This window comes from Candidatus Vicinibacter affinis, assembly GCA_016714365.1.
Classification (GTDB): Bacteria; Bacteroidota; Bacteroidia; order Chitinophagales; family Saprospiraceae; genus Vicinibacter; species Vicinibacter affinis.
In genome coordinates this window covers 302,788-318,710 of record JADJNH010000007.1, presented here as the reverse complement: position 1 = coordinate 318,710, position 15,923 = coordinate 302,788, and the positions used below count along the sequence as shown (strand labels likewise).

Below are 15,923 nucleotides of genomic sequence, written 5' to 3'. Positions count from 1 at the left end.
AACAAAGATATTTATCTACTTCAAAAATGGATTAAACAGCAGCGTCCCTGCACTGGAATACCTAAAAAGCAGAAACTTGGATCCGAATCAAATCGAAGTAGGCTATAATGCAGGACAGTTCCATTATACGAATCGAGATAACAAAGAATTGATTAAGAGTTTAGTCAAGGTTGGATTATTGACTGAAGATGCATCGAGAGGCAACTATCAGATATTTGCAAAGAATTGCATTGTGTTTGCACTGAAGAATTCACAAAATCAGGTTGCAGGATTATACTTCCGCAGTACAATAAACGATAAGGAAAGTAAACACTATTATTTAAAAGATAGAAGCGGATTATATCCGCACTACCCTCATCAAAATACAAAGGGACTGATTATTACAGAAGCGATCATTGATGCTGCCACTCTGTTACAAAATGCTGCAATCACACAACAGTATAGTATTGTGGCTGCATATGGGACGAATGGATTGACGGAAGAACATCAGGAAGCGATTAGAAATCTTAAAGAACTGGAGGAAGTAATTTTCTTTTTTTGATGGAGACGAAAGCGGAAAGGTGGCAGTAAATAAATATGCGATTGTAATTAAAGAAATGCTTGCTAATATTAAGATCAGTATAGTAAATACTCCAGACGGCGAAGATGTAAATAGCTTATTAGTTAGTCATTCCAAATTAGAGGTATTGCAACATTTAATAGAGCAACGAAAACCAATCAATTGCGAAGGTAAAGTTCAAGAGCTTTTATTTTCAACTGAAGAAATTTCAATTGAAAAAAATCTGATGACTTGCGACTGACGACTGATGACTATGCCAAAAGTGAAAATCTAAATACCGAGAACCCAAACAATATAAGCTATGAATCAGTAGGAATGCGATATGAGATCAAAGGCAGTATCAAACCACTACTCGATAGCCTAAAAATAAGCTTACAAATTATAAATATTAAAGAAGGAATCGACTACAGATCAAAGTTAGATCTATATGAATACAAACAAATCCAAACCACGGCAGAAGCTGCTGCGGAGGTATTGCATGTGACAAAAGAGAAGATTCAAAGAGACCTTATGATACTCACTAAATTACTAGAACATTATAGAAATACAACGACACCAAAGAATGGTACAGAAAGAATAAAAACACAGGTCAATGAGATTAATACTAAAGCCTGTATCGAATTCCTAAAGCAAACAAATTGTTTAACAAACATCAACAAACTTATAGGTCAATGCGGTGTAATTGGTGAAGAGAACACCCGAATATTATTGTTTGTAATTGCTACGAGTTATAAGATGAAAGAGACGTTGCATGCTTTAATTCAAGGAAGCTCCGGAAGCGGCAAAACCAGACTATTAAAAATCATAGGAAATCTTATTCCACAAGAAGATGTGAAGCGATTCACACGAGTGACAGAAAGCAGCTTTTATAATTATGGAGAATATGATTTGGTGAATAGATTCTTATGCTTCGAAGATATCGACGGATTGAAAGAAGAAGCGTTACTAGCATTAAGAGAACTGATGAGCAATGATATATTAATCAGCAGTACGAGTCAGAAATTTGATGATGGAAATATCCGCAGTACAGAACGAACGGTAAGAGGACCTATAGCGAGTATAGCCTGCACGACACGAGGTGATTATTACGAAGATAATATTAGCAGGAGCTTTGTAATCGCCGTTGACGAGAGCCGAGAACAAACACAGAGAATCATCAACTATCAAAACCAAAAATATGCCGGACAAATCAACGAGCGCGAAGAAGAAAAAACAAATTTATTCTTACAAAACTGCATACGATTATTAAAGCCCTACAAAATTATCAATCCCTACGCAAACAAAATCCATCTTCCAGATGATGCCCATAAGATCAGACGACTCAATGAAATGTATCAGAGTATTGTCAAGCAAATAACGATCATCAATCAATATCAACGCAAACAAGACAACCAAGGAAGATTGATCACAGAGAAAGAAGATTTGCAAATAGCCTGTGAAATATTATTCGAAAGTATAATTCTTAAAGTAGATGAACTGGATGGAAGCTTGAGACAGTTTTTTGAAAAGCTCAAATCTTTTGTAAAGGAGAAAAACAAGGGCTCTGTCAATGGAGAAATAAGTTATGAGTTTAACAGATTCGAAATCATGAATGCCACAGGTATCAAGAAGACACAGCAACATTTTTATATCAATAAATTGGTGCAACTGGAATATTTGAAACAAAGAGGCTTTGCCAATCGAGGATTTACGTATCAGATAGCGTACTGGGACAATATGCAAGGCATAAGGACGAGGATCAAAGACAGTCTTAATACACAATTACAAAATCTTTAAATATAGAGAACACCCTCTGGTGTTCGGTATCGACCGAACGCCAGACCGAACACCAGGGTATCGATAAACAGGGCGTTTTATGTCAAAAAAGGGCTGGTGTTCGGTGTTCGCAAAAAAGGAACAAGGGGGTATAAAAAAATATGAATTGGCTTAAGGTAAAATATTATCAAGAACAGATAGAAAAATACAAAAATCATCTGAATACTCTGGGATATAATGCACATGGTGTAAGAATCAAATGCAATCAATTGGCAGAATTCTTCGAACAACAACAGATACGAGGGATAGAACAAGTTGAAGAAATCACAGAGGAAAACATAAGGACATATTACAACTACATATGTAATAGGCCCAATAAGCGAAATGGATCTATACTTAATCCAAAAACCATTCATGAATACATGAGTGTTGTAGAATCCTATTTTAATATGCGGCTTCAATATGGAGAGATAGAAATAAATCCAGTAAGCACCATTAAAATACCCTATCCCAAACATAAGACAGATCGAGCGATATTGAGTCAGTCGGAAATTATAGAATTATATACCCATACCGAAAGTTTATTAGAGCGGGCGATATTAAGTTTAGCTTATGGGTGTGGACTAAGAGTATCCGAAATGGTACAATGTAATATGGATGACATCAAGATCAAAGAGGGTGTTCTAATAGTACCTAGAGGTAAGAATAATAAACGCAGAGTAATGCCATTATCGCCAGGAGTTATCAAGGATCTCGATGATTATTTAAATGAAGTTAGAATCTATGAGAACACGAAAGAGAGTCAAAGTTTTATACTCAATCAGAGAGGTAGAAGAATGCAAAAAGACACCTATAATAGGATTCTAAAAATGATCATCCACAGAACAGCAAATGAGCGAATTAAAAACAAAACAATCAGCATACACAATCTTAGGCACAGCATAGCAAGTCATTTATTAGAAGGAGGAATGCCATTACAACAAGTGAGACAGTTTTTAGGACATGATCAGATGGAGACTACAGAAATATATACGCATATCCAACAAAGGCAAATCAAAAAAATGATCGACGATATATGATAAAAATACTAGAATATTTAAATGAACATTACAGCGCATCATCAACAAAAGGCTATGAGAATATGATTAATAAATATAGGGCGTATATGCAAAGTAAAGCTCAAAGAGCGAACTATCATGACATAATGGGATATGTGAGTTATCTAAGAAAGAGTAATCTTCATCCAAAGAGTTTGCGAAATCACCTTTTTGCTATAAAAATATACTATCGGTACTTAGTAGAAATGGAAGTCAGAAAAGATCATCCATGTGAGAAGTTATATCTACGAGATCAAATCAACCGAAGCATAGAGATAGAGAATTTATACACTACAGAACAATTAGAAAACTTATTAAAAGAACATCGATCCAATGATAAAAAGAATCAAACCAGAGATGAGATCATCATTGGATTATTAATCTATCAGGCATTAACGGTGAGGGAACTGGTGAATCTAAAAATCACCGATATAAATCTCATAGAAGCCAATGTACATATAGGCGGAAGCAAAAAGAATAATGCAAGGACATTGGCTTTAAAAGCAAATCAAATATTGTTGATCAGTGATTATATCAGAGAACATCAGGAACAAATATATTTATTCGAAAATAAAAAAGGACAAGCATCATCACCAGGACAAATCAATCGCATCATCAATTACAAAAAAAATGTACGGAAGAATATAAGCAAAGTGGATTAGAGGAATTGAAAGTTAGTATTAGCAAAATACATCCCCTTCAATAGGCGGGAAGGTGTTACAATAGGCAAAAATATAATATCAAACCATTATCTTTGTAAATTGAAAATAATATGACAAAAAACCAAGCATTCCAGATAGAATAGTTGAAAGTAAGATCTTACTGATAAGAGGGAAAAAAGTAATGATCGATAAAGACATTGCAGAATTATATGGAGTAACAACAAAGAGGTTGAATGAACAAGTAAAGAGAAATCATACACGCTTCCCTGAAGATTTTATGTTTCAATTAACAGGTATTGAGAAATCAGAGGTAGTCGCAAATTGCGACCACCTCAATAATTTAAAATATTCTCCAAATTTACCTTATGCATTTACAGAATACGGTGTTGTAATGCTTGCAAGTGTCCTCAACAGTGAACGAGCTATTGAAGTAAACATACAAATCGTAAGAGTTTTTACAAGATTAAGAGAAATGGTTCTGACTCACAAGGATATCCTATTAAAATTAGAGCAATTAGAAAAGCAAGTTGTAAATAACAGTGGTGATATTCAAATTATATTTACTGCATTAAATGAGCTACTAGAACAACCGAATCCACCAAGAAAACAAATCGGCTTTAAACCAGATGACGTATAAAAAACATCTCGTCTTCGCAAAGAAGCAGAACTGTCTGCAAAAAGAAGAACCACGATTAAAAAGCAGGTTAAGCGGCGTGGCGGTGGGACAGTCTTCGGCATATATCGCGCCATACTCTCCTTGCGTCGAGTAACAGACACTCCTGATTACAGGAGCGTCTTTGTCACGCTATATGCAGTCAGACTGAGCACCGCCACACGGCTGCTTTCCTGTCTCTTGTACACTATTCAATTCTTCATAGAGTACAAGATCCATCGCAGCCTGAATCGTTTCGGGCGGCCTGCTGGCCGCTGGGCTCGTATCGTCAATATAATAAGATTTTATAGTTTTAAAGGCATTGTATTGACGATCCGCACGGAAAGCCGCCTGTAGTCTCAGCACTGTCCATCGCACAAGATCCATGCAATGCTGAGGCTACATTCTTAAGCTTCCTGTTCGCCCTGCGGCACCGCCAGTCCAGCCGCCGTACCCATAATAAAATGCAGTACATAAATATCAAAGAGTAGTTAAAACCTCAAATAGCTTAATGATCTCTTGAGCAAAGCTAGCTGCCAACCCACAGCTTTGTAAAGGTCAAGCCCTTCGGGTTTTGGAAGAAAATTTTTGCTCACACACAAAATCAACACACTAAAATTTTTCTTCCGAAAACCTTGACAAAGCAAGACCTCGCGCCGCTTTAGATTGCTTAAGAGATCATTAAGCTTGAAATGTATCCTTCTCAAAAAAAACGTAGAACCACAATAAAAAGAGCTAAACTTTTTTTTTCAATTGAAAAGGCCGTCAGGAATTGAAAAATCAAAAGTAATTGCGAAATCCCTACTGATTCTTTACTATATACTTTGGTAATCGGGGAAGGAATCGAACCCGGAAAGTATCTCAACTAATCAACTTCAATTAATAGTTCAATTGAAAGAAAAAAGGTCATATATTTGTAGAAGGGATGTAAAGACATCCTAGAGGTTAGAAAAAAAGTGTACAGATGTGGTATGGTGTCGATCCATTGGCAAGCGATTTTCCTGATTGGAATCCTTATAACTATACATTAAATAATCCAGTTAGATTAATAGATCCTGATGGAAGAGGTCCAACAGACTTTATTTATTTATGGATGAAAAATGCACCATTTGGATATCCAATAAGTGGGCATTCAGCCGTATTAATTGGTAATGATAAGACTGGTTATAAATTTTATAATATGACTGGTAATTCATTGCCAAATGGAAATGCAGAAATTGTGAAGCAAGATTTTGTTAGCGTACAGAAATTTAATGATGATATAAATAATGGAAATGGACAATCCTACGAATTAGGATTCAGAATTAAAACTTCTGAGCAACAGGATCAAGCTATGATTCAAGAAGCTGAAAAAGGCGGTAATCAACCCTATGATTTATCGAATGGTAATAATTGTGCAGATTATGTCCGCTGTATAGGTGATGCAGGAAATATCAATAATGGATCAGACAAAAAGACTTTTGGTATTACTTGGCCAAATAAAGAATTCAAAGAGTTGATTGAAAAGAATCCGAATGGTTCAGCTTTATTGTTTGGGCCCCAATCGAATGACATTCTTAAAGATTTGAATTTGAATATAGATGCTGCAAAGTTAAAAACGGAATATATTCCTGCCTCAACTTATAAATATACTGTTACGGATGATCCGATTAGATAGAATTTTGGTATTAGTCTTTTTATTAGGCTTTGAATGTAACCCTTTGAAGATTGATAAGATTTATTCTAGTTCAATAGATGAATCTAAAAGAAGTGGACTTTTTAAGTATTCATATTTGGATACATCTAATCTAATAAATAATGCTTGGATTGAACAGAGAGCTAAATTCCATGCAGGATTGAATTCTAAGGTTGAAATCTTAGATGGATATGGTTTACACTTAACTTTTGGAATAAAGTTAAATTATACTGATAGATTGAAGGTTTTTGATGATAAGAGAAATGAAGAATTAATTAGCTATCAAACAATTGTAGGTCAAGAAGAAAATAGGATTTATAAATTAGAGTATTTGCCTAAAGAATTAATTTTATTGCCAATACTGAATGGGGATACTCTAAGAAAAGTTCATTTGACGAAACTTACTAAATGATTTTGTATTTCAGCTTAAGTGTAGGCTCTCTCGAATTAATTTATACTGTCATTATTTACTATACGCCATACTTATTTTGTAATCGCGGATATAAGCATCTAATACATTAAAGAGCTCCTTTAACATTAGATGAATATTTAGTTAAGAATCTTTCGGTTGTAAAATCCAGCAATGTTGTCTTTCAAAATGGTTACACATTCTAGAGGAGTAAAGAAATAGTTTGTTGTCTGGAAATAACGCTTGGGCTTCTTCCCTTAATATGTCATCTATTAGCGTATCAGTTGATTTATTGCTATGAGATAATTGCAAGTCAAGTCTTAAAGCTGAGCGATCCGCAATATCAACTACACCCTTTAATATAAACGCTGAATGATTTTTTATATCAAAACCTGGATCTTTCATCGCAACTTTTAGTTCTGGGAATAGATTGTCTTCTAAATCTTTTGGAATGCATTCTGTGAATTGATCTAGCCTAGACACATGAATTGAATATTCTCCTTGAATTCCCTTCCATTTAATAGTTTTAGTCATAAAATATGAAGTTTAAATTATTCCGAATAAGCCTGTTTGGTTTTAGTATCCTGGAGGAAAGCATCAAGGAGGGCGAAGACAGTGTTTCTGTCGTCCTTGGTTAGCTTCTTTATATCTGTGATGCGTTTTAGTATATTCTTCTCTAATAATTGGTCAGTGTTACCTACCAGGTTGTATGTCGTCAAAGTAATTTGAACTTATCGCGAAATTGTGTTTCAATTTAATTCAAAGCTAATTCTTTTTGTTTATAGTTATTAATTTTAGTAGGAAATAATTTTATATATTCAATTTTTCTATCTTTAATACATTGTAATTTAATTCTTTCTCTTTCTTTTAAAATGAGGTCACCAAGGTCAAAATACACATCTGCAGGAGTTAAATTATTTAATGATTCATGGTATCTTTTATTGTTATAAGTTTCTACAAATTATTCTAAAGCTCTTTCCAATTCCTCAGGGAAGTCATAATTATCAAGGTTTACGACGTTTTTCATTGTCCAATGATTTCGTTCAATTTTTCCATGAGTTTGAGGATGAAATGGCCGTCCATGGATTTGGTCCATGTCATAAATATTTTTCAAATAATCTTTTAAATCTGAAGCTATGTAACAGGATCCATTATCTAAAAATAATTTAGGTCTTTGTTTAGTGACAATTTTAGCTTTGATGATTGCCCTATCAACGGTCCTTTTTACATCCTCCACTTTCATACCTTTACACAGTTCCCAATGGACAATATATCTGCTGTAATCATCTAAAACAGTACTTAAGTAATACCACACCCCAGCCTAAGATTTTAAAGTATGTAAAGTCTGTTTTCCAAATCTGATTTACGAATGCTGTCTTTTTATTAAATTCATCTGCTGCTGCTATAAAAAAATGTGCAGGAGCTGGGATCAATCCTCTTTCTTTTAAAATTCTATAAACGCTTGATTCTGAGATAAATATTTGTTGTTCATCCGTAAGTTTATGAGCAAGTTCCCTGGATGATAAATGAGGAAACTCCAATGCAAGTATGACGACAAGATTTTTTTTGCTCATGAGGTATGCTGTTCCATTGCCTTCTGCTAGTACGTTTACTTGGAGCTAAACCATCCGCCCCATGATCAGAATATGCTTTATACCAGTTATAAAAAGTACTTTTATTAAGCCCAATCTCTCGTAGAGTTTTGTTGACACCAAATTGTGAGCCAACTACAATATTGATTAACTCTTGTTTTTCAGAATCCGTAAATCTCTTATACTTATTGAATTTTACAGTTAATCCAGCACGGACAAGCTTTTTTTTACAATATCATATCGAAGCACCATATCAAAAACCATCTCTTTTAAACCCAAAATTTCCTTCTAAGCTCTAATACTTCATCAATTGTGGCTTCCCTAGTCGTATCACCAGATAATCGCTTCTTTCCTGCTTCCAAGAACTCTTTATTCCATTTGTAAAATTGCGGTTCATGTATTGAATACTATCGACATAACTCTGCTACTGATATCTAGGCTCTCAATGCTTTCATCACAATACCAATCTTTTGTTCAGAGCTTTATATCCTTCTAGTTCGTCTGAGAATCTCCTTAATGAATTTTTCTGAGGTTTGTTTCTTCTTTGTTTTCATAATTTGTAAATTTAATTGATATTGGAAATACTAACTAGTTTTTAGTTATATTCGGTCCACTTTATGCTGACGATTACCATTTCCGAGTATGGCCAAATCCATTTAAGGATCGATTGGTTATTCAACATGAAGTGACTGAAGTAGTAAGTTATAAGCTTTATAATATTGAAGGCAAGTTAATGGATGAATTCAATTTATCAGAATTTGGTGAGAATTTAATTTTAAAAACTTCATCTTTACCACCTGGAATTTACAACTTAATAGGTATGAATGTTAAAGGTAATATTCATAATGAAAAAATATTAAAGGAATAAATTTGATATCAAAAACCACCTCTGGCTTAGTGTTAATGAATCTTTTAAAAGAAAAACTGGAATTATCAAAGTATTGATTAAACTAAAAATAAGCTCTCAACTTCATCACTTACGACTGTGAATACACTTGCTGAATTCATTACATATCCTTTTTATTAAAAATTCTAATTGAAAAGTAAAGTGGTACCAGTATCCAGCACAGCATGGTAATCAAGGTATATAAGGTGCCCTGATAACTGCCAAAAAAATCTTTGTATAAGGCCCCGGTATAACCAAGGAGTGCACTGACATCCATTTTTAGCATAATTGAGATTCTCGATAAATCAATGGGATTGAGGGCTGATAGAAGCAAAGTCAGTTTCTCCAGAGGATAATCACTAAAACTAAAAATAATACTCAATATTAACCCGTCATAGATCAGGGATAAATAGAACCAAACCATAAGAACCACTCCAATTCCCTTTGATTTTTCTCTGGTCCATACTGAAATAAGTAATGCAATGGAAACGCAGCTTACAGATAAGGCTGAAGTTATAAAGATAATATATCCGCCAAGCCAATCAGTTGAATACAGCAGCATGGGCAATCCCATTCCAAATAGGATGCTTAGGCATAAGGCAGTTGCAATACCAATAAATTCTGCAATGATTAATCTGCTTCGACTTAGCGGTTGGGCTAAGAGTAATTCTATATATTCATAGGAGTTGTAATAGTGTGTAGTTGTAAAGATCATGCTTATCAATGGAATCACGATAATGATAATGTTCATGAGACTTAATGTGGCCTTACTGCTGTTTTCTTCAAGACTGAACAGCGACCAGGAAACGAGGAATAGAAACAAAGTGAGACCAATTACTACTTTATTTTTGATAATGTCTAATAGAATATTTTTGCTCAGCTTAAGCATGGGTATTTTCAGATTTTATTTTATTGCAATGAACTTTGAGAAATGTACAAATTCTCTAACAGCATTTTGGCAATGGCCCTGCTCAATTTATTTTCACCGGTATTGGTACGAATTTTTTCCACTGCCAATTGAAATTTTATTTTTCCTTCCTGCAGATAAAGGACATCCGTGGTGAGATCTTCCAGATCACTTAAAATATGAGAGGTGAGTAAAATAAATTTTCCATTTCTGTGCTCTAATGAAATTTTATCTTTTAGAATTTCGGAAGAAATTGGGTCAAGTCCGGCAGTAGGTTCATCCAGAATATAAATAGATGGACTAAAAAGAAAAGCAAGAGCGGCACTTACTTTTTGTCTGGTTCCTCCCGAGAGACTTCTCATGGTTTTATGGGCTATACGATCGATGTGGTATGCTTCATAAAGTTCGTAATCGAGTTTATTATGGTATTCCTCCCGTAATTCTATCAATAGCCTAAAAAGTTCATTTACTTTAAGATGATCCGGAAATCGCCCGATCTGCGGCATGTAGCCAATAGCGGATCTATAATCATAGTTGTCCAGAATGGATTTTCCATTCAGTAAAATATTTCCAGTTTCAGGATGGACCAGTCCAAGAATGCATTTTATCAAAGTTGTTTTACCCGAACCATTTGGGCCAATCAGTGAAACCACCTGCCCTGCATTCCATTCACAGTTAATGTCTTCAAGGGCCTTAAATCTTTGGTAACTTTTATGTAATTTTTGGATGCTTATCATAGGATCACGGGATTCATGGATGGTTTGTTGTCAACAAGGTCTGCCGGAGTTAAAACAGGAATGACTTTTTCAGCCCGGTCAAGAATTGAAATTAAAAAGCTTCTTAAGAGGATTAGTGTACTTGGATTTTGCTCCACCAGTACTGAATATAAATTGAGTGGGTGATAGGGTATATCACCTATCCCGTCTTTGGCAAGGTCGTAGCCTTCATATTTATCCCAATAATTTTGAGTGAAGGAATTGAGGACCATGGTGCCATTGCTGGCTACATCAAAGGTATTTTTGAAGAAGTTGTTTTCATTGATTTCATTTTCATTGCAGCTGGCCTGAATTTTTAAAGCCCAGCCATTGCTAAAAAATTTATTTTTTGATACGATAATTCTGCTGGTTCCTTCCATGTATATCCCTACGGTATTGTCAGTAAATGTATTGTATTCTATTTTACTATCTGATATTTCTTTCAGTAAAATCCCAAAGGCGGAACTACCCCAGTTTTTTTCAAAATTGTTGTGATACATGAGCACATGATGTGAATACATCACTGCAACTCCTGCACCATTTTTGTAGAAGTTGTTATGGATATACATGTCCTGATGTGAAAACATGAAATGAAGCGCGTATCTTATGTTTTCGAAACTATGGTTCCGTTCAATCAGAGATGCGGTTACAAATTCAAAATATATTCCATCCCGGTGACCACTCACTTCATTATCTGAGATATGCATATCGGTTGATTTCCAGACATGAATTCCGTTTCCGGTATTTTGTTCATTGGTTGGATTTCCTTTGATCACATTTTTAATGATCATACCATGATCTGAATTGGAAAAATGAATTCCAAAAAATGAGTTTATAATTTTATTGTTTAATAAATAAATATAAGAACAATCAATGCATTTGATGGAGGCAAAATCGCCCATGCTGGAGGATCCACTGTTTTGAAAGACGAATCCAGCGACCGTCACATCCACGGCACTGATCGTGAGAATTTCCACCTGATTCCCACCATCAAGTATCGGTTGATGAAGTCCAATGAGTGCAATACTTTTGTCGATTACCAGATTACCTTCCTGATAAAAACCTTTATCGACAAAAAGAGTATCTCCACAAGGTGTTTTTTGAATGCCTTCTCGAATACTTTTTATTGCGTGTTGTTCACCAACCCAAACAGCGTTTGCCCGTAATGAATTTACGACAAACGCTGTGAGTACTAAAATCAGAAATATGTGGTGCTTTTTACTTTGCAATCGACTGATATATATCGGCCCACTTGAGAATTTTAACATCTTGACTCTTGGATAAACTATCAGGAATAAATTTTGAATCCACAGCCGCTAAATTAAAATTCATAGGGCTTTGGAACTTCTCACCGTGAAGATAAAAAGCTTCTTCTGCATTCAAGAATTCATTTTCGGTGTCGAATTTGATGACTAATTTATCATGAATGTCCTCATTTTTTACAGTAGCTGATTTTAACATAAGTATCATACAACCAACATCATCGAATTTGTATACCTTTCCTTTTTTGGTAACCAATTCAGCAGCGTATCCCGGTTGAATGATTCCCATTTTACAAGTATAACAGATGTCAGTGCCATATTTTATAGGCTCAGAGCTCACGGAACATGAAGTAATAATAAATAATAAAGGAATAAAAAGTACAGCAGATTTCGGATTCAATCGGTGATACCTGAACGTATCGTAAATCCAAATTACTACCATGATGCTGACCGCTATGATTATCAACCAAGCACCAATGTCAGGCAATGAATAGGCATCAAAATTAAGCAAGCGCTTATGGCCTAAAATTGGTGGTTGGTAAGACAGTCCAGGCACTTTAATAGCAGCTGCCGGATCCAGGTTATGACCGTATTCGTAACCCCACCTGTAAAAATCATACAGTGTAAAAATTCCACCAAATACGGTGAGTACAAGATACCAGAAAAGTATTTCCCTTTTACCATAAAGTGCCACCATCAAACCCAGCAAAATATAAAATACGATGATGTATGCGATAAACTGAAACTCAGGAAACATGTCAACGCCTATGTGGCGCATACCAATGTAGTGATTCAGTCCATTGATAATATCGATTTGGCCTTTGATATCGTTGTGCCATATTTTCATGGTAAGCCCTTCCGGATATTGTGGTGCAAATAAATCGATACGCCACAAAGGCACAAACAAGCACCCAATTAGCGAGATAGAAGCTATGGCAATTATGATTCTTGATGGATTGTTCAGTTTATGCATGACATTTATTTAGATTCAGAGCTGTGTTGTTGATGGGATGTTGCGCTCGAAATGGGTTTTACTTTGCTGGTGGCAGCAAGACTGCATCAATAATATGAATAATTCCATTACTGGCAGGTACACTTGCTATTACATTAGCGGTACCATTTACCATCATCTTGTCACCTTTGAAGCTTACAGTGATGTTATCGCCATTGGCCATTCCGATAGTTTGACCATCCTGAAGCATCTCAGCTTTGTATCCACCTACTGCGACATGGTATTCTAAAATATTTTGTAAGGCCATTTTTTGATCTGGTTTCATGAGACCTTCCACAGTGCCTGCAGGTAATTTTGCAAATGCATCATTTGTAGGTGCAAACACAGTAAACGGACCGGCATTTGAAATATCATCCACATACTCTGCTTGCTTCAAAGCAGCAACGAGTGTAGTGTGATCTGGTGAACCTACTGCAACTTTTACAATGTCTTTCTGTGATACATCATCCTGAACTGCTTCCTGACCACCGGACGGTACAGCGGCCGCCTCTACAGACCTGGTTGTCTCGGTTTTTGGGTTTGTATTACAAGAGATAAAAATGGAAGTGGTTAATATTGCGAGCAGACAAAAATATTTTTTCATTGGAGTAATTTTTAATGTTTGAAGAGTAATTTGAATTTCCGAAATGGTGGGTCGGGATCTCACCATTTCGGATTTTCATTTTTTAATTTATTGAACTTTTTCTTCTCTTTTAACACCCGTGCTAAAAGAAATTGGAACATTTGATCCGGCAGGACTCACTCTGATGTATCCTTGCATTTCCTGATGCAGTGCAGAACAAAAGTCAGTACAGTACATTGGAAATATTCCTATTCTTTCAGGTTTCCAAAGCAGCGTCTGAGTTTCTCCCGGCATGATCAGTAATTCTGCATTGTTTGCTCCTTTTACGGCAAATCCATGCGGAACATCCCAATCCTGCTCCAAGTTGGTAACATGAAAGTAAACGGCATCACCCAGTTTAACACCTTCAATATTGTCGGGCGTGAAGTGTGATCGAATGGAAGTCATGTACACATGGACTTCATTTCCTTTGCGTTCAACTTTTGCATTTTTTTCACCCAAGGCTGCATATGGATTTTTATTGTCTTCCAACTTATAAATTTTGGTACTGTTCTTCTTCAACAGTTCAGCCGGGATGGCTTCCGCATAGTGGGGCTCACCAATGGTTGGAAAGTCTAGTAACAGTTTCATTTTGTCACCATCAATGGAAAATAATTGTGCGCTTTGTGTAAGTTCCGGTCCTGTAGGTAAGTATCGGTCCTTTGTAATTTTATTATAAGCGATCACATATTTACCCCAAGGTTTTTTTGTAGGACCACCAGGTACGCATAAGTGACCAACTGAATAGTAGGTTGCCACTCTATCCAACACCTGCAAATCACTTAAGCGCCATTTTACAATTTCTGAAGAAACGAAGAAGGAAGTATATGCATTTCCTTTATCATCAAATTCGGTATGCAATGGACCTAGTCCGGGCTTTTTTACTTCACCATGCAACACTGCATCATAATTTAATACAGGTATTCCTTCATAATCACCATCATATTTTTTTTGAGCAATCGCATCCTGAATTTTGGTAAATGAAAATACAGGAATGATGGCAGCGAGCTTGCCACTTCCGACAATATATTCACCTGTAGGGTCAGTATCGCAACCATGAGGAGATTTCGGACATGGCATCAAATACACCATATCAGGAAGATCTTTCGGATCTAAGACAATCACCTCATTTTCGATGGTACTGGTCGCCATATGCTTGGATTCATCATAAATATTATGAGCGTATTTGACTGACCTCTTTTGTCCCTTTCCGGCTTTCACGTATTCTTCTGCTTTCTTCCAGTTAACTGCCATTACAAAATCTTTATCTTTCAGGGAAGCATTTACCTCCAGTAAAGTATTGGCTCTTTCAGAGTTGTAACAAGAGAAAAAGAACCAACCATGAGATTTTCCTTTACCAGCTCTTGCTAGGTCAAAATTCACCCCCGGCAATAAGATCTGAAAAGCAATTTTCATATTTCCGGATTCCTTATCAGCAGAAATGAAACTAACGGTTCCACGGAAATTTTCTTTATATGTGTTAATGGGCACATCCAGTTTGTCTCCCATTGGTACACTAAAACGGGTACCTGCTACCACATACTCCGTGTTTTCGGTAATAAAAGGAGAAGAGTGGTTACCACCGCTGTTTGGAATCTCGATAATTTCGGCTGTTCGGAATGTTTTGAGATCTATACGGGCAATTCTGGGGGTATTGTTCCCATTACCAAAAGCCCATTTCCCATCATGGATTCCATCGGTGGTAGAAAGCGCAATATGGTGCAAATCATCCCAGGGCACAAAACCATGTGAAGTATTGAGCATGGCTTTGGATTCTTCGCTGTATCCGTACCCTTTTTCAGGATCCACCGAAAAAACCGGAATTACCCTAAAGAGACGTCCGGAAGGAAGTCCATATACGGACATTTGACCACTGAAACCACCGGAGACAATGTTGTAAAATTCGTCATATTGTCCGGGCGGTACATAAGCTTTAACCGCAGCATCTCCCTGGACTGCTGTTTGCATTCCTTTAGGTTTGCAAGCTGTTTGAATCATCACGACTCCCAGAGCCAAAAAGAGTGCAGTTTTAAAAATTTGTTTTCGCATGTCGATAAATTTTTGAAGTATAATTGATTGAAAATTATTGAAGGCCTTTT

18 protein-coding genes and 1 pseudogene are annotated in these 15,923 nt (G+C 35.9%); 8 read left to right on the top strand and 11 right to left on the bottom strand.

All coding sequences use genetic code 11. From position 1 onward, the window contains the following. Positions 1-7 precede the first annotated feature (7 nt). The 5 genes and pseudogenes from IPJ53_16165 to IPJ53_16145 all read left to right on the top strand — a co-directional run bounded on the left by IPJ53_16165 (position 8) and on the right by IPJ53_16145 (position 4,710). A pseudogene (locus tag IPJ53_16165) lies at positions 8-800 on the top strand (toprim domain-containing protein). After that, entirely contained in the window at positions 791-2,335 is a 1,545-nt protein-coding gene (locus IPJ53_16160) for a hypothetical protein (GenBank protein ID MBK7800638.1), read from the top strand. Before IPJ53_16165 ends, IPJ53_16160 begins: the two are co-directional and overlap by 10 nt. A gap of 140 nt (positions 2,336-2,475) precedes the next feature. Beyond that, complete coding sequence (locus IPJ53_16155) at positions 2,476-3,393, top strand: tyrosine-type recombinase/integrase (GenBank protein MBK7800637.1); 918 nt, start codon at positions 2,476-2,478, stop codon at positions 3,391-3,393. Further along, on the top strand, positions 3,390-4,073 hold the full coding sequence (locus IPJ53_16150; GenBank protein ID MBK7800636.1) for a tyrosine-type recombinase/integrase: 684 nt from the start codon (positions 3,390-3,392) through the stop codon (positions 4,071-4,073). The genes IPJ53_16155 and IPJ53_16150 overlap by 4 nt, the downstream gene beginning before the upstream one ends. Positions 4,074-4,200: 127 nt before the next feature. Then, a complete protein-coding gene (locus IPJ53_16145; protein MBK7800635.1) occupies positions 4,201-4,710 on the top strand; it encodes an ORF6N domain-containing protein in 510 nt (169 codons plus the stop codon). A gap of 168 nt (positions 4,711-4,878) precedes the next feature. Here the strand turns inward: IPJ53_16145 and IPJ53_16140 are convergent, their stop codons facing one another. Then, entirely contained in the window at positions 4,879-5,112 is a 234-nt protein-coding gene (locus tag IPJ53_16140) for a hypothetical protein (protein MBK7800634.1), read from the bottom strand. Positions 5,113-5,689: 577 nt separating this feature from the next. Here IPJ53_16140 and IPJ53_16135 point away from each other — a divergent pair. Together IPJ53_16135 and IPJ53_16130 are read left to right on the top strand one after the other, a co-directional pair. Continuing rightward, positions 5,690-6,382, top strand: a complete 693-nt coding sequence (locus IPJ53_16135) for a hypothetical protein (protein MBK7800633.1) — start codon at positions 5,690-5,692, stop codon at positions 6,380-6,382. After that, positions 6,366-6,812 (top strand): hypothetical protein, encoded by a 447-nt coding sequence (locus IPJ53_16130; GenBank protein MBK7800632.1) that lies wholly within the window; start codon positions 6,366-6,368, stop codon positions 6,810-6,812. Before IPJ53_16135 ends, IPJ53_16130 begins: the two co-directional genes overlap by 17 nt. A gap of 141 nt (positions 6,813-6,953) precedes the next feature. On the opposite strand, the gene IPJ53_16125 is transcribed toward IPJ53_16130, so the two are convergent. The 4 genes from IPJ53_16125 to IPJ53_16110 form a co-directional block, all read right to left on the bottom strand. Continuing rightward, complete coding sequence (locus IPJ53_16125) at positions 6,954-7,343, bottom strand: hypothetical protein (protein ID MBK7800631.1); 390 nt, start codon at positions 7,341-7,343, stop codon at positions 6,954-6,956. Positions 7,344-7,770: 427 nt separating this feature from the next. Then, the gene (locus IPJ53_16120; GenBank protein MBK7800630.1) at positions 7,771-8,124 is read right to left on the bottom strand and encodes a transposase family protein; all 354 of its coding nucleotides are present in this window, start codon (positions 8,122-8,124) and stop codon (positions 7,771-7,773) included. Further along, a complete protein-coding gene (locus IPJ53_16115) occupies positions 8,093-8,383 on the bottom strand; it encodes a helix-turn-helix domain-containing protein (protein MBK7800629.1) in 291 nt (96 codons plus the stop codon). The genes IPJ53_16120 and IPJ53_16115 overlap by 32 nt, the downstream gene beginning before the upstream one ends. Next, positions 8,310-8,549, bottom strand: coding sequence for a helix-turn-helix domain-containing protein (locus IPJ53_16110; protein MBK7800628.1), 240 nt, complete (start codon positions 8,547-8,549; stop codon positions 8,310-8,312). The genes IPJ53_16115 and IPJ53_16110 overlap by 74 nt, the downstream gene beginning before the upstream one ends. A 519-nt stretch (positions 8,550-9,068) precedes the next feature. On the opposite strand from IPJ53_16110, the gene IPJ53_16105 reads away from it, so the two are divergent. Next, positions 9,069-9,269: a hypothetical protein gene (locus tag IPJ53_16105; GenBank protein ID MBK7800627.1), complete on the top strand. Its 201-nt coding sequence runs from the start codon at positions 9,069-9,071 to the stop codon at positions 9,267-9,269. 139 nt (positions 9,270-9,408) lie between these two features. Here the strand turns inward: IPJ53_16105 and IPJ53_16100 are convergent, their stop codons facing one another. The 6 genes from IPJ53_16100 to nosZ all read right to left on the bottom strand — a co-directional run bounded on the left by IPJ53_16100 (position 9,409) and on the right by nosZ (position 15,873). Next, positions 9,409-10,176: an ABC transporter permease subunit gene (locus IPJ53_16100; GenBank protein ID MBK7800626.1), complete on the bottom strand. Its 768-nt coding sequence runs from the start codon at positions 10,174-10,176 to the stop codon at positions 9,409-9,411. Between the two features lie 20 nt (positions 10,177-10,196). Then, positions 10,197-10,931: an ABC transporter ATP-binding protein gene (locus IPJ53_16095; GenBank protein MBK7800625.1), complete on the bottom strand. Its 735-nt coding sequence runs from the start codon at positions 10,929-10,931 to the stop codon at positions 10,197-10,199. Beyond that, entirely contained in the window at positions 10,928-12,217 is a 1,290-nt protein-coding gene (gene nosD / locus IPJ53_16090) for a nitrous oxide reductase family maturation protein NosD (protein ID MBK7800624.1), read from the bottom strand. The genes IPJ53_16095 and nosD overlap by 4 nt, the downstream gene beginning before the upstream one ends. Continuing rightward, positions 12,168-13,184 carry a hypothetical protein gene (locus tag IPJ53_16085; GenBank protein ID MBK7800623.1) on the bottom strand — a complete coding sequence of 339 codons (1,017 nt, stop codon included), beginning with the start codon at positions 13,182-13,184 and terminating at the stop codon, positions 12,168-12,170. The genes nosD and IPJ53_16085 overlap by 50 nt, the downstream gene beginning before the upstream one ends. Before the next feature lie 58 nt (positions 13,185-13,242). Continuing rightward, the gene (locus IPJ53_16080) at positions 13,243-13,806 is read right to left on the bottom strand and encodes a fasciclin domain-containing protein (protein ID MBK7800622.1); all 564 of its coding nucleotides are present in this window, start codon (positions 13,804-13,806) and stop codon (positions 13,243-13,245) included. An 87-nt stretch (positions 13,807-13,893) separates the two neighbouring features. Next, positions 13,894-15,873, bottom strand: coding sequence for a Sec-dependent nitrous-oxide reductase (gene nosZ, locus IPJ53_16075; protein MBK7800621.1), 1,980 nt, complete (start codon positions 15,871-15,873; stop codon positions 13,894-13,896). Positions 15,874-15,923 lie beyond the last annotated feature (50 nt).

Coding starts and splice junctions, on each gene's coding strand:
- IPJ53_16155 (MBK7800637.1), top strand. CDS start 2,476: ATGAATTGGCTTAAGGTAAAATATTATCAAGAACAGATAGAAAAATAC.
- IPJ53_16150 (MBK7800636.1), top strand. CDS start 3,390: ATGATAAAAATACTAGAATATTTAAATGAACATTACAGCGCATCATCA.
- IPJ53_16140 (MBK7800634.1), bottom strand. CDS start 5,112: ATGGATCTTGTGCGATGGACAGTGCTGAGACTACAGGCGGCTTTCCGT.
- IPJ53_16135 (MBK7800633.1), top strand. CDS start 5,690: ATGTGGTATGGTGTCGATCCATTGGCAAGCGATTTTCCTGATTGGAAT.
- IPJ53_16130 (MBK7800632.1), top strand. CDS start 6,366: ATGATCCGATTAGATAGAATTTTGGTATTAGTCTTTTTATTAGGCTTT.
- IPJ53_16125 (MBK7800631.1), bottom strand. CDS start 7,343: ATGACTAAAACTATTAAATGGAAGGGAATTCAAGGAGAATATTCAATT.
- IPJ53_16115 (MBK7800629.1), bottom strand. CDS start 8,383: ATGAGCAAAAAAAATCTTGTCGTCATACTTGCATTGGAGTTTCCTCAT.
- IPJ53_16100 (MBK7800626.1), bottom strand. CDS start 10,176: ATGCTTAAGCTGAGCAAAAATATTCTATTAGACATTATCAAAAATAAA.
- IPJ53_16095 (MBK7800625.1), bottom strand. CDS start 10,931: ATGATAAGCATCCAAAAATTACATAAAAGTTACCAAAGATTTAAGGCC.
- nosD (MBK7800624.1), bottom strand. CDS start 12,217: ATGTTAAAATTCTCAAGTGGGCCGATATATATCAGTCGATTGCAAAGT.
- IPJ53_16085 (MBK7800623.1), bottom strand. CDS start 13,184: ATGCATAAACTGAACAATCCATCAAGAATCATAATTGCCATAGCTTCT.
- IPJ53_16080 (MBK7800622.1), bottom strand. CDS start 13,806: ATGAAAAAATATTTTTGTCTGCTCGCAATATTAACCACTTCCATTTTT.
- nosZ (MBK7800621.1), bottom strand. CDS start 15,873: ATGCGAAAACAAATTTTTAAAACTGCACTCTTTTTGGCTCTGGGAGTC.